At 67.1% G+C, this 11,056-nt stretch carries 15 protein-coding genes; 11 read left to right on the top strand and 4 right to left on the bottom strand.

The features are described 5' to 3' along the window. Window positions 1-121 precede the first annotated feature (121 nt). Genes DIE13_RS25395 through DIE13_RS25380 form a run of 4 tightly spaced genes read left to right on the top strand, consistent with a single transcriptional unit; the run spans window position 122 to window position 3,210 of the window. Complete coding sequence (locus DIE13_RS25395) at window positions 122-910, top strand: SDR family NAD(P)-dependent oxidoreductase (RefSeq protein WP_124829845.1); 789 nt, start codon at window positions 122-124, stop codon at window positions 908-910. 38 nt (window positions 911-948) lie between these two features. Continuing rightward, a complete protein-coding gene (locus DIE13_RS25390) occupies window positions 949-1,698 on the top strand; it encodes an electron transfer flavoprotein subunit beta/FixA family protein (protein WP_124829844.1) in 750 nt (249 codons plus the stop codon). A gap of 16 nt (window positions 1,699-1,714) precedes the next feature. Next, window positions 1,715-2,677, top strand: a complete 963-nt coding sequence (locus DIE13_RS25385) for an electron transfer flavoprotein subunit alpha/FixB family protein (RefSeq protein WP_124829843.1) — start codon at window positions 1,715-1,717, stop codon at window positions 2,675-2,677. Between the two features lie 2 nt (window positions 2,678-2,679). After that, the gene (locus DIE13_RS25380; RefSeq protein ID WP_124829842.1) at window positions 2,680-3,210 is read left to right on the top strand and encodes a transferase hexapeptide repeat family protein; all 531 of its coding nucleotides are present in this window, start codon (window positions 2,680-2,682) and stop codon (window positions 3,208-3,210) included. A gap of 14 nt (window positions 3,211-3,224) precedes the next feature. Here the strand turns inward: DIE13_RS25380 and DIE13_RS25375 are convergent, their stop codons facing one another. Further along, the gene (locus DIE13_RS25375; RefSeq protein WP_124829841.1) at window positions 3,225-3,620 is read right to left on the bottom strand and encodes a hypothetical protein; all 396 of its coding nucleotides are present in this window, start codon (window positions 3,618-3,620) and stop codon (window positions 3,225-3,227) included. 137 nt (window positions 3,621-3,757) lie between these two features. Here DIE13_RS25375 and DIE13_RS25370 point away from each other — a divergent pair, with 137 nt between their 5' ends. Continuing rightward, window positions 3,758-4,006 carry a hypothetical protein gene (locus DIE13_RS25370; protein WP_124829840.1) on the top strand — a complete coding sequence of 83 codons (249 nt, stop codon included), beginning with the start codon at window positions 3,758-3,760 and terminating at the stop codon, window positions 4,004-4,006. A gap of 8 nt (window positions 4,007-4,014) precedes the next feature. On the opposite strand, the gene DIE13_RS25365 is transcribed toward DIE13_RS25370, so the two are convergent. After that, window positions 4,015-5,178: an MFS transporter gene (locus DIE13_RS25365; RefSeq protein WP_124829839.1), complete on the bottom strand. Its 1,164-nt coding sequence runs from the start codon at window positions 5,176-5,178 to the stop codon at window positions 4,015-4,017. Between the two features lie 275 nt (window positions 5,179-5,453). Between DIE13_RS25365 and DIE13_RS25360 the strand changes: the two genes are divergently transcribed. The 5 genes from DIE13_RS25360 to DIE13_RS25340 all read left to right on the top strand — a co-directional run bounded on the left by DIE13_RS25360 (window position 5,454) and on the right by DIE13_RS25340 (window position 9,215). Beyond that, window positions 5,454-6,098, top strand: a complete 645-nt coding sequence (locus DIE13_RS25360) for a DUF1326 domain-containing protein (protein ID WP_124829838.1) — start codon at window positions 5,454-5,456, stop codon at window positions 6,096-6,098. After that, entirely contained in the window at window positions 6,095-6,886 is a 792-nt protein-coding gene (locus DIE13_RS25355; RefSeq protein ID WP_124829837.1) for a DUF2182 domain-containing protein, read from the top strand. Before DIE13_RS25360 ends, DIE13_RS25355 begins: the two co-directional genes overlap by 4 nt. An 84-nt stretch (window positions 6,887-6,970) precedes the next feature. After that, complete coding sequence (locus tag DIE13_RS25350) at window positions 6,971-7,318, top strand: copper-binding protein (protein WP_124829836.1); 348 nt, start codon at window positions 6,971-6,973, stop codon at window positions 7,316-7,318. 146 nt (window positions 7,319-7,464) lie between these two features. After that, complete coding sequence (locus tag DIE13_RS25345) at window positions 7,465-7,758, top strand: EamA family transporter (RefSeq protein ID WP_208450225.1); 294 nt, start codon at window positions 7,465-7,467, stop codon at window positions 7,756-7,758. 329 nt (window positions 7,759-8,087) lie between these two features. Further along, complete coding sequence (locus DIE13_RS25340; RefSeq protein ID WP_124829835.1) at window positions 8,088-9,215, top strand: collagen-like triple helix repeat-containing protein; 1,128 nt, start codon at window positions 8,088-8,090, stop codon at window positions 9,213-9,215. Between the two features lie 66 nt (window positions 9,216-9,281). Here DIE13_RS25340 and DIE13_RS25335 read toward each other — a convergent pair whose 3' ends face one another. Both DIE13_RS25335 and DIE13_RS25330 read right to left on the bottom strand, forming a co-directional pair. After that, complete coding sequence (locus DIE13_RS25335; protein WP_124829834.1) at window positions 9,282-9,692, bottom strand: VOC family protein; 411 nt, start codon at window positions 9,690-9,692, stop codon at window positions 9,282-9,284. A 62-nt stretch (window positions 9,693-9,754) separates the two neighbouring features. After that, window positions 9,755-10,216 carry an Lrp/AsnC family transcriptional regulator gene (locus DIE13_RS25330; protein WP_124829848.1) on the bottom strand — a complete coding sequence of 154 codons (462 nt, stop codon included), beginning with the start codon at window positions 10,214-10,216 and terminating at the stop codon, window positions 9,755-9,757. 114 nt (window positions 10,217-10,330) lie between these two features. Here DIE13_RS25330 and DIE13_RS25325 point away from each other — a divergent pair, with 114 nt between their 5' ends. Continuing rightward, window positions 10,331-10,969 (top strand): LysE family translocator, encoded by a 639-nt coding sequence (locus DIE13_RS25325; protein WP_124829833.1) that lies wholly within the window; start codon window positions 10,331-10,333, stop codon window positions 10,967-10,969. The last annotated feature ends 87 nt before the right edge of the window (window positions 10,970-11,056 follow it).

The raw sequence follows: 11,056 nt of genomic DNA, 5'->3' as shown, positions 1-11,056 counted from the left end.
CCCTCAATTATTACTGGTATTCTAATTTTCACCCCCCCACAAAAAACCCCCCAACCCCCCCCCCCCCCCCCGCGCCCCGCCCCCCCCCGCCCCCCCCCCCGCCTGAATCCACGGAGACATGATGAAACTCATCGAAGAACTGTTCGACCTGCGCGGCAAGGTGGCCGCGATCACCGGCGGCGCGCGCGGCATCGGCGCCGAAACGGCCCGCACGCTGGTCGCGGCCGGCGCGAGCGTCGCGATTCTCGACGTGCTGTCGCAACCGGCGGAAGCGCTCGTCGAGGAGATTCGCGCACAGGGCGGCCACGCGGCGTTCTGGTCGCTCGACGTCACGCACGAGGCCGACGTGTCGCGCGTGTTCGGCGAGATCGTCGCGCGCTTCGGACGCCTCGACGTGCTCGTGAACAACGCGGGAATCGAAGGGCACAACGTGCCGACGCACGAGCTCACGCTCGCGCAATGGCAGCGCGTGCAGGACGTGAACGTCAACGGCGTGTTCCTGTGCACGCGTGCGGCGATTCCGCACATCGAAGCGGCCGGTGGCGGCTCGATCGTGAACCTGTCGTCGATGTACGGAATCGTCGGCGGCCCCGACGTGCCCGCATATCACGCATCGAAAGCGGCAGTGCGCATGATGGCGAAGGTCGACGCGATGCTGTATGCGGCGAAGAACATCCGCGCGAACTCGGTGCATCCCGGCTACATCCGCACGCCGATGCTCGAGGATGCGTTCCGCCAGATGGGCCAGGATCCCGACCGCGCATTCGAGTACATGCAGACCCACGTGCCGATGGCGAAGATCGGCAGCCCGCGCGACATCGCGGCAGGCATCCTGTATCTCGTGTCGCCGGCAGGCCGCTACGTGACGGGTGCGGAGCTGGTGATCGACGGCGGGTATACCGCGCGCTGACACGCCGCGGCCGTTGCAACGAAACAGGAGACAGGCAGTTGAAAGTGCTCGTGGCAGTGAAGCGCGTGGTCGATGCGAACGTGAAGGTCGGCGTGAAATCCGACCGCACGGGCGTCGACATCGCGAACGTGAAGATGTCGATGAACCCGTTCGATGAAATCGCGGTGGAAGAGGCCGTGCGGCTGAAGGAGGCCGGTGTCGTGACGGAGGTGGTGGCCGTGTCGGTCGGTGTCGCGCAGGCACAGGAAACGCTGCGCACAGCGCTGGCGATCGGCGCGGATCGCGCGATCCTCGTCGAATCGACCGACAGCGTCGAGCCGCTGGCGGTCGCGAAGATCCTGAAGGCGCTGGTCGACAAGGAACAGCCGCAACTGGTGATCCTCGGCAAGCAGGCGATCGACGACGATTCGAACCAGACGGGCCAGATGCTGGCGGCGCTCGCAGGCTTGCCGCAGGCGACGTTCGCGTCGAAGGTCACGATTGCAGATGGCAAGGCCACGGTTGCACGCGAAGTCGACGGCGGTGCTGAAACGCTGTCGCTTCAACTGCCCGCAGTCGTGACGACCGATCTGCGCCTGAACGAGCCGCGCTACGTGACGCTGCCGAACATCATGAAGGCGAAGAAGAAGCCGCTGGAAACGGTGAAGCCGGAAGAGCTGGGCGTGGACGTCGCGCCGCGTCTGAAGACGCTGAAGGTGGTCGAGCCGCCGAAGCGTGCAGCCGGCGTGAAGGTGCCGGACGTGAAGACGCTGGTCGAGAAGCTGAAGACCGAAGCCAAGGTGCTGTAAGAGGGAGCGCAAGGACATGACGATTCTGGTAATTGCCGAGCACGACGCAGCATCGGCGGGCGGCGCTTCGCCGATCAAGGCCGCGACGTTGAACACGGTGGCGGCGGCGGCCGACGTCGGCAAATTCGTCGGCGGGGACATTCACGTGCTGGTGGCCGGCCACGACGCGAAGGCGGCAGCCGATGCGGCAGCGAAGATCTTGGGTGTCGGCAAGGTGCTGCTGGCCGATGCGCCGCAACTCGCAGACGGTCTTGCCGAGAACGTCGAAGCGACCGTGCTGACCATCGCGGCAAACTACTCGCACATCGTCGTGCCGGCCACGGCCTATGGCAAGAACATCGCACCGCGTATCGCTGCGAAGCTGGATGTCGCGCAGATCTCCGAGATCACGGCGGTCGTGTCGGCCGACACGTTCGAGCGCCCGATCTACGCGGGCAACGCGATCGCGACGGTGCAGTCGAGCGACCCGATCAAGGTCATCACCGTACGTGCAACGGGTTTCGATCCGGTGGCGGCAGACGGCGGCAGCGCCACCGTCGAGAAGATCGAAGCGGCCGCCGATGCGCGCGTATCGCAGTTCATCGGCCGGGAAGTGACGAAGCTGGACCGTCCGGAGCTGACGTCGGCGAGCATCATCGTGTCGGGCGGCCGCGGCTTGGGCAGCGGTGAAAACTACACGAAGGTGCTGGCGCCGCTGGCGGACAAGCTTCAGGCGGCACTCGGCGCGTCGCGCGCCGCGGTCGACGCCGGCTACGTGCCGAACGACTATCAAGTGGGCCAGACCGGCAAGATCGTCGCGCCGCAGCTTTATATCGCGGTCGGTATTTCAGGCGCGATCCAGCACCTGGCCGGGATGAAGGATTCGAAGGTGATCGTTGCGATCAACAAGGATCCGGACGCGCCGATCTTCAGCGTGGCCGATTACGGCGTCGTCGGCGACCTGTTCACGCTCGTGCCCGAAGCGGCCGCGGTGCTGTGACGATGCCGCTGTTCGACTTCAACGGGATGCGTCCGCGCGTCGATCCGTCCGCGTACGTTCATCCGAGCGCGGTCGTGATCGGCGACGTGACGATCGGCGCGGGCTGCTACATCGGCCCGCATGCGAGCCTGCGCGGCGATTTCGGCGCGATCGTCGTCGAGGCGGGCGGCAACGTGCAGGACGGCTGCGTGCTGCACGTCGGCATCGGCGAGACGTGCCGGCTCGGCGTGAACAGCCACATCGGCCACGGCGCGATCGTGCATGGCGCGACGCTCGAACCGGACACGATGATCGGGATGAACGCGGTCGTGATGGATGGCGCGACGATTGGGGCCACGACGATCGTCGCTGCATGCGCATTCGTGAAGGCCGGCTACGACGTGCCGGCAGGGGTGCTGCTCGCGGGTGTGCCGGGGCGCGTGGTGCGACGGCTGAGCGACGCGGAGATCGCCGCGAAGGCGAACGGTACGCGGGTGTATCAGCAGTTGGCGGTGGATTGCCTGAAGACGCTCAGGCAGATCGACGAAGCGTAAGCGCAGGCATGTCGTCACTTGCCGGCGACAAAGCCTTCGTTCGTCGGTGTGAAGACGGAAAAGCCGCATTCGACGAGCGCCGAGCGAAGCCGGGCCGAAAGTGCAACGCCATGGACATCGAGCGCCGTGTATCCGTGCTGCAGAGCAAGGTTGCCGTGGTGGTCCTCGATCGCATCGAGTATCGAATCGCACCAGCTTTCCGGGTCGTCGCCGTGGCGATCGAACCTCGTGACACCGCCTTCGGCGCCGGACGTGCATGCAATGCGCGATTCGCGCCAGATCCGCTCGACGACCACATCGTTCGCGTCGCTCGTCACGACCCACGTGTGCCGGGCGCCGGCGGCGACTTCGCGAATCCGCTCGCCGCATTCCGGATCGACGATCAGCGCGATCGTGTGCGGTTCAGTCATCGGTTCTCTCGGGGTTTATGCCAATGGCGATTCGGTGTCGCCCACGCAGGCCGCTGGATCCGTGTGCGATCGATTGCCTGATGCGGCATCGTTGTCATAAGATCGGCTTCAGACCAGCCTACCGCCTCCGGCGCCGAATGAAAACGAATATACGCCTGCGCATCGCCATCATCACGTCGGCTTTCGCCGTCTATCACATATTCATGCATGTCCAGTGGGTCGTCAGCGGCTGCATCGTATTCCTCGGCCGTCAGCGTTGCAGCTTCGAGAACAGCGCGAATTTCGAAGGGATGATGGACTTCGACTTGATGCTGACCTGCGCGTGGGTCGCGGGTGCGGTGATGGGATGGCTCACCGTCGCGCGTTCGCCGAAGAAAACCGGATAACGGCACGCCTATTGCGTACGCACCGGCACCGGCCTGTCATGCACGATCGCGAGCGATAGCGCCACGAGACCGCACGCCGCGATCAGCATCAGCAGTACCCCCTTGCCCGCGTGCACCATCACCCATCCGCCGAGCGACGGGAAGCCGAATGCGCCGATGAAATACGCCGCGACGAACCACGTCAGCACGCCGTGCCGTTGCGCGTCCGCGCAATCGTTGACCGCCTGCGCCTGGATGACCGGATACGCGAGACCGTAGCCGGCGCCGAGCAGCACGGCCGCGGCCGACTGGAACGACGCATGCGCGGACGCGCCGAACATCGCGAGCGTGCCGAGCAGCATCATCGCGAGCAAGCTCTTGATGGCGGTTTCCGGGCGCGCCATTCTGACCCAGCGGCCGAGCAGCCAGCGCGCGATCACCACCGTCGTCGTGTACAGGCTGAAGAACGTGCCGGGGTGCGCTTGCGTGCCTTGCACGAACGACATCTGAAACGTCATCAGCCCGGAGAACACGCAGGTGCCGAGCGCGATCATCGCGATCGGCGCGGCCGCGCGCGTGCGCGAGATGGCGCCGATATCGCGCACCCATCGGCCGCCGGCCGCGGATGCGGGCGGGCACGGACACATGCGGCCGAAGATCTCCAGCATCAACGACGCGAGCGCGCACAGCGCGCCGAGCGCGTATAGCGTGTCGGCGATCGACCAGTGGAGCAGGCGCATTGCATATGCCGCGAACGCCGGCGCCGCGCCGATCCCCGTCATCTGGAAGGTCGCCGCCCGAAAGAACCAGATGCCGCGATCGGCGCCGCTGGTCCGTTCGGCCAGTGACATCGGCGCGGCCAGATGAAACGCGCCCCAGCCGAACCCCACCAGGAAGCCGGATGGCAGATCGGCGAACGGCGGGTGACCGACGAGCGCGAAGCCGGCGATGCCGGCGCCGATGCACAGCGACGACAGCGCGGCGATCCGCGCGGCGCCGACCTGCCGCGAGAACCAGCCGACCACCGCCAGGCCGGCAAAGGTGCCGACCGTGGCGGCGGCCAGCGCGGCGCCGGTATCGAGATCGCTGCCGCCGATCGCGCGAAATCGCGTCGACAACAGGAAGGTTGCACCGTACCCGCCCGCGGTAAGCAGGGTGCCGACGAGGAACAGCAACGCACCGTGAACGCGCATGGCGGGCATCCGGGCAGCAGTGACGGTCGGAGAATCGGCGATTGCCAGACAGTATGAACCAGGACCGGTGCGGGATTCCCGCATTTACGCGGCACGGCGGGGCCGTCGGCATTCGTCGGATCACGGTTGCTTCAGGCAACGCATCCAGCGCATGCTGCGCGTGTCGCGGCGCGATGCCGGTGGCCTGGTTTCGCGGCTCGTGCCGCCTTGCTTTCCCCGCGCGGTGCACTAGATTCGAAGCGTGATATGTATCGCCGACCGCGCGAGGTGACGCCATGACGCCGTGGGAGATTCAGGGAACCGAGCTGATGAACTGCAATTGCTCGTACGGTTGCCCGTGCCAGTTCAATGCGCTGCCGACGAACGGCCATTGCCAGGCGATGGGTGCGATTTCGATCGACAGCGGCCACTATGGCGACGTGGTGCTCGACGGCGTCAGGATCGCGGTGGTGTTCAAGTGGCCGGGCGCGGTGCACGAGGGCCACGGCAAGTGTCAGCCGATCGTCGACGAGCGCGTCGATCCGGCGCAGTGCGACGCCGTGCTGAAGATCATGACCGGTCAGGATACCGATCCGTTCGCGACGATGTTCTCGGTGTTCGCGTCGACGCTCGAGCAGGCATTCGACCCGATCTTCGCGAAGATCGATTTCGACGTCGATGTCGATGCGAGGCGCGGCCGGATTCACGTGGACGGCGTGCTCGATGTCGTCGGCGAACCGATTGTCAATCCGGTGACGGGCGCCGAACACCGCGTGCGGATCGACCTGCCCGACGGTTTCGAGTACGAGCTGGCCGAGATCGGCTCGGGCACCGGCCACTCGCACGGTCACATCGAACTGGACTTCGAGCGGACCTATGCGCAGTTCGCACGGCTGCACCTGAACAATCACGGGGTGGTCCGGCATCGCGCGACGGCATGAACCCCGTCGGCGATTTTCTCGCGCGTGAGCGCGTCGTCACGCTGCTCGGCATGGCCGCGCTCGTCGGCGCGTGCTGGGCCTACCTGTGGACGGGCGCCGGGACCGGCATGTCGGCGCTGGACATGACGACGCTCGCGCTGTTCCCGCATCGGCTGGCCGACGACATGGGCGCCATGGATCCGTCGCTGCCGACCGTGATCCTGATGTGGTGGGTGATGATGATCGCGATGATGACGCCCGGTGCGGCGCCGCTCGTGCTGCTGTACCGGCGCGTGCTGCGGCATCACGGCGCGCAGGGCACGGGTTCGGCGCTCACGTCGGCGTTTCTGCTGGCCGGCTACCTGGTCGCCTGGCTCGCGTTTTCGGTCGGCGCGGCCGTGCTTCAGATGCTGCTGCAGCCCGCCGGCCTGATCTCGGGGATGATGCTGTGGTCGAAGAGCGCCGCGCTGTCCGCGTTCGTCCTCGCGTTGGCTGGCATCTATCAGTTCTCGCCGCTGAAACAGGCATGCCTGCGGCAATGCCGGTCGCCGGTGCGCTTTCTTACCACGTACTGGCGCCCCGGCGTGTCCGGCAGTTTCCTGCTCGGCGTACGCCACGGCGCATATTGCGTCGGGTGTTGCTGGCTGTTGATGGCGCTGTTGTTCGTCGGCGGCGTGATGAACGTCGTGTGGATCATCGCGTTGTCGCTGTTCGTGCTTGCGGAAAAGGTGCTGCCGGGCGGCGAGCGTATCGGCCGCGCGCTGGGTGTCGTGCTGATGGCGTGGGCCGTCGCGACGCTGCTCGTGTAGCGGGGACGTTCATGCTGCGACGCAGGTGCAGGTGCTGGCTCCGGTAGACACGAAGGCATCCGCGGTGCGTCCTGGAGATTGTCGATGAAGATCCGATGCGTTGCTGCCGCCGCCGTCGGTGCACTGACGGCTGTTGCGATGCCGGCTTGCGCGGCCGGCGGCATGTCGGACATGAACATGGGCGACACGAAGCTGTCGGCGCCGGATACCGCACTGACCGATGCCGAAGTGAAGCGTATCGATGCCGCGCACGGGATGGTGACGCTGAAGCACGGCGCGCTCCGGAACGTCGGGATGGCGCCGATGACGATGACGTTCAAGGCCGGCGATCCGGCCATGATCGAGTCGCTTCGCGTGGGCGACAAGGTCAGGGTTCGGGTCGAGCGCGTGAACGGCACGCTGACGATCGTGCGGCTCGTGAAGCGGCAGTGACGCTCGAATCCCGCAGCGGTTTCCGGCGGCGATCGTCGCCGCGACGGTGTGCTATGCCGGTGCCGCGATCTACGGCCGGTCGTTCAACGGACTGTCGCCGGCCGCGCCGGCCGTCGGCTCGCTCGTGGTCGGCAGCGACGCCGCTGGTGCCCGCCAGCATCGCGGTCGACCGACCACGGACGCTCGAGCCGTCGTGGCAGCCGCTCGCCGTCCTGTCGACCGCGTTCGCGTTCGTCGTCTCCTTCCGGCTGGTCCGGACGCTCGGCTCGGTCGGGACGACGGCGCAAGCGTATCTGCGCGTTCCGGTCGGCGTGGCGATCAGCATCGCGCTGCTCGGCGAATCGCTGTCCGCGTTGGCGTGGCTGGGGCTCGGATGTGCCGTCGCGGGCGTGGCGGCGATGACGCTGCCGTCACGCGCTCAGTGGAAACCGCGGGCGTGACGACACTTTCGCGAGCGCGAACGTTGCGCCGCCCCGATTCGTCACGTGAATGACCGTCGAGCCCGTGACGATCAACGCGACGCCATTGCGGGTGTCGTCACCGTTCCGTGCCGGTGCTACGTAACGTGCCCCCGTGTTACGTGAACGCCGGGAGCGGCGCGGGGCTCGCCGAACCGGCGGGTTTCCGATCGCATGCCGTACGTCCCGCGTGGGGACGGCCGCCGGCGGGGCCCGGTGCGCGGCGATCGCGGGATTGCATCGATGGCGACCTTGGTGGCACGGGTGATGCTTGTCGAATGCATTGATCTGAAAAACCGACGGGGGCATCCATGTATCACCATTTCACCAGAACCGGCGTTGCGCTCGCCGCGATCGCCGCGGCTTGTATGCTGGCCGCGTGCGGCGGCGGCGACATCACCGCGCCGACCGTGGCCGGCAATAACATCGGCACGAGTACGAGCGGAACTAGCGGAACCAGCGGAACTAGCGGAACCAGCGGAACTAGCGGAACCAGCGGGACCAGCGGGACCAGCGGGACCAGCGGGACCAGCGGGACCAGCGGAACGACGAGCGGCGGTTGGGGTACCAGCGGCGCGCCCGGCACGAACGGCATCGTCAGCACGGTTGGCCAGGTCGTGATGGACGCCGGCACCTCGCTCGGCGGAGTGAGTCTGCCGGGTGTCGGCAAGAGCGTGACCGCGGGCCCGGGCGCCACGATCACCGGCGTGGGCTCGATCATCCGCGACTCGGCGAACGCGGTGAGCGCGGGGATCGGCCAGATCGGCATCACGCCGGACCCGGTCGGCAAGACGGTCACCGGGCTCGGCACCGTCGTCAGCTCGACGGGCAATCCCGTCCTGGGCCTTGCCGAGACCGTGAAGGCGCTCGGCGCGGGCCCGCTGTCGCCGCTCGCCCCCATCACGACGCCGGTTGGCGGCCTGCTCGACACGGTAGCCCAGGGGCTGCAGTCCGCGGGCGCTACGGTCGGCTCGACCGTGTCGTCGGGGCCGGTGCAGCAGGCGACCCAGTTGGCCGGGTCGGCGATCACGCCTCTCGTGACGACGGCCGGCAGCCTGACCCAACAGGTCGGCACGGCGACCGGTCTCGGCCAGCCGGTCGCCGGCCTGCTTGGACAGGTCGGCGGGGCGATTACGTCGGCCGGAACCAAGGTGTCGGCCGCCTCGTCGCAGCCGGTCGTCGGCGATCTCGGGCAACTGGTTCGGGCGGTCGGCAATACTGTTACCAACGCCGGCGGCCTCGTGAATCCGAACGGCGCAAACGGCGCCGTGCCGATTTCGGGCCTGGTGACGAGCGTGGTCGGCGGGATACCGGCAACCGTGCACAACGGTCCCGGCACCGGTACGAGTGGCGGGGCAACGTCGGGCGGTACGAGCAATCCGCTCGCGCCGGTCACGTCGCTCGTCGGCGGCTTGCTCGGCGCAGCGGCCGGCAAGTGACGGATCCGCACTGATCGTCAGCGCGCCCGGCCGGCGCGAACGAATCGCCGGCCCGAACACCGCGTGCTAACCCGGTCCGTTGCCGGAATCGCAGTCGGGTTCGGAGAAATTCAATTCGACACCGTTGCCGGCCGGATCGCTGAAAAAGATCTGGAGCTGGCGCGTGAGCGGCACGTATCGGCGCGCGTACTGGACCTGCGCGTTGTCGAGGCGCCGCTCCATGTCGGCGGCGTTCGCGCAGGAAAACGCCATATGGTCGAACGTATTGACGACGTGCGCTGGCCGCACCTCGCCGGGCCGCGTTTCCGACAGGTGGAGAATCGCTTGCGCCCCCGCGTAGAGCCAGTAGCCGTCGCTCTGGAACGGTGGCCGATAGCCGGGTTCGAGGCCCACGACGTTCACGTAGAAATCGCGCAGCGTATCGAGCGTCGCCCGATCGGCGCGCAGGTTGTAATGATCGAGTCCGATGACTGACATGGCAGGTTGTCCGGTTCGTGCAAGGGGGCATTGCACAGCATCGCGTAGCGCGGGGTGTCCTGTCACCCCCGAATCCCTTTGATCGCCGCAGCCGGGCGCGCGAGCCCGCGGGCCGGCAGCGGCGTCGACATCACGATCGACGTGCGGGTTTCGCCGTACAGGTTGATGCGCTCGATCAGCTGTTCGAGGTGCGCCATGCCCGTGGCCACGAACCGCATCACGTAGGAATCCGCGCCGGTCACGTGATGGCACTCGACCACTTCGGGAATCGTCTCCAGCAGCGTCAGGAATTTCGCCTTGGCCGGCTGCGGCACCGTGATGCCGATCAGCGCGCTCACCGCGTAGCCGGCCGCGGCCGGATTGACCCGCGCCGTGTAGCCGTCGATCACCCCGATCGATTCGAGGCGCTTCACGCGTTCGGTCACCGCCGGCACCGACAGATGAACCTGACGTGCCAGCTCCGTGTAGCTGATGCGGCCGTTGGCCTGCAGCAGCGCAAGTATCTTCCAGTCCAGATCGTCCATGGCGGTGGAGTTTTTAAGGTAAAACAGCCATTTTTCCTTAAAAACCGGCTTCAGCGGCGATCGGACTTTCCCTACGATGCCGGTATCCCCCTTGCCTGACACGAGGAGTCGGCCATGCTGTTCATCAAGTCCGTCGTGATCGGCTTGTCGATCGCGGTGCCGGTCGGCCCGATCGGCATGCTGTGCATCCAGCGCAGCCTGACCCGCGGCTTTCGCGCAGGGTTCGCCACCGGCATCGGGGCCGCCTGCGCGGATGCGATCTACGGGCTGCTCGGCGCGCTGGGTGTCGCGGGCATCGCCACGGCGTTCCCGATGCTGACCGTCGCGCTGAAAATCGGCGGCGGCGCGTTCCTCGTGTGGCTGGCGTGGTCCATCGCGCGTCAGCCACCGGCCGTGGCGGCCGTGCAGCGCGACGGGCCGCGTACGACCGTGCTGCGCGACTTCCTGACGACGTTCGGCCTGACGTTGTCGAACCCGATGACGATCGTGTCGTTCATCGGGATTTTCGCGGCGCTTGGGCCGCTGTCGGCGGCTCGGGAAGGCGCGATGCGGATGTCCGTCGCGCCGATGGTCGCCGGCGTGTTCGCTGGGTCGGCGGCGTGGTGGCTGTGTCTGAGCGGTGCGACCGCCGCGTTACGCACGAAGATGTCCGGCGCGTTCATGCACGGGCTGTCGCGTGTGTCGGCCGTCGTGATCGCGGGGTTCGGCGCGATCCAGTTGATTGCGGGCGTGCGCGGCGTCGTGGGGTCGTGAAGGTCGACTGCGGTTCGCTGCGAACGCATTCGATCCATCTGAACGGCTCCGCATCGGCGTCCGTGATCGCGGGCGCCGATGCGTGGG

It is taken from the genome of Burkholderia sp. Bp9016 (genome assembly GCF_003857765.1).
GTDB lineage: Bacteria > Pseudomonadota > Gammaproteobacteria > Burkholderiales > Burkholderiaceae > Burkholderia.
The sequence above is the reverse complement of the archived record's forward strand: the minus strand, read 5'-3'. Positions and strand labels throughout refer to the sequence as shown.

What these genes read in the sequence shown, in the direction of transcription:
- DIE13_RS25365 (WP_124829839.1), bottom strand. Translation starts at nt 5,178, where the DNA reads ATGCGCGTTCACGGTGCGTTGCTGTTCCTCGTCGGCACCCTGCTTACC.
- DIE13_RS25325 (WP_124829833.1), top strand. Translation starts at nt 10,331, where the DNA reads ATGCTGTTCATCAAGTCCGTCGTGATCGGCTTGTCGATCGCGGTGCCG.
- DIE13_RS25380 (WP_124829842.1), top strand. Translation starts at nt 2,680, where the DNA reads ATGCCGCTGTTCGACTTCAACGGGATGCGTCCGCGCGTCGATCCGTCC.
- DIE13_RS25350 (WP_124829836.1), top strand. Translation starts at nt 6,971, where the DNA reads ATGAAGATCCGATGCGTTGCTGCCGCCGCCGTCGGTGCACTGACGGCT.
- DIE13_RS25355 (WP_124829837.1), top strand. Translation starts at nt 6,095, where the DNA reads ATGAACCCCGTCGGCGATTTTCTCGCGCGTGAGCGCGTCGTCACGCTG.
- DIE13_RS25330 (WP_124829848.1), bottom strand. Translation starts at nt 10,216, where the DNA reads ATGGACGATCTGGACTGGAAGATACTTGCGCTGCTGCAGGCCAACGGC.
- DIE13_RS25370 (WP_124829840.1), top strand. Translation starts at nt 3,758, where the DNA reads ATGAAAACGAATATACGCCTGCGCATCGCCATCATCACGTCGGCTTTC.
- DIE13_RS25375 (WP_124829841.1), bottom strand. Translation starts at nt 3,620, where the DNA reads ATGACTGAACCGCACACGATCGCGCTGATCGTCGATCCGGAATGCGGC.
- DIE13_RS25340 (WP_124829835.1), top strand. Translation starts at nt 8,088, where the DNA reads ATGTATCACCATTTCACCAGAACCGGCGTTGCGCTCGCCGCGATCGCC.
- DIE13_RS25395 (WP_124829845.1), top strand. Translation starts at nt 122, where the DNA reads ATGAAACTCATCGAAGAACTGTTCGACCTGCGCGGCAAGGTGGCCGCG.
- DIE13_RS25335 (WP_124829834.1), bottom strand. Translation starts at nt 9,692, where the DNA reads ATGTCAGTCATCGGACTCGATCATTACAACCTGCGCGCCGATCGGGCG.
- DIE13_RS25360 (WP_124829838.1), top strand. Translation starts at nt 5,454, where the DNA reads ATGACGCCGTGGGAGATTCAGGGAACCGAGCTGATGAACTGCAATTGC.
- DIE13_RS25385 (WP_124829843.1), top strand. Translation starts at nt 1,715, where the DNA reads ATGACGATTCTGGTAATTGCCGAGCACGACGCAGCATCGGCGGGCGGC.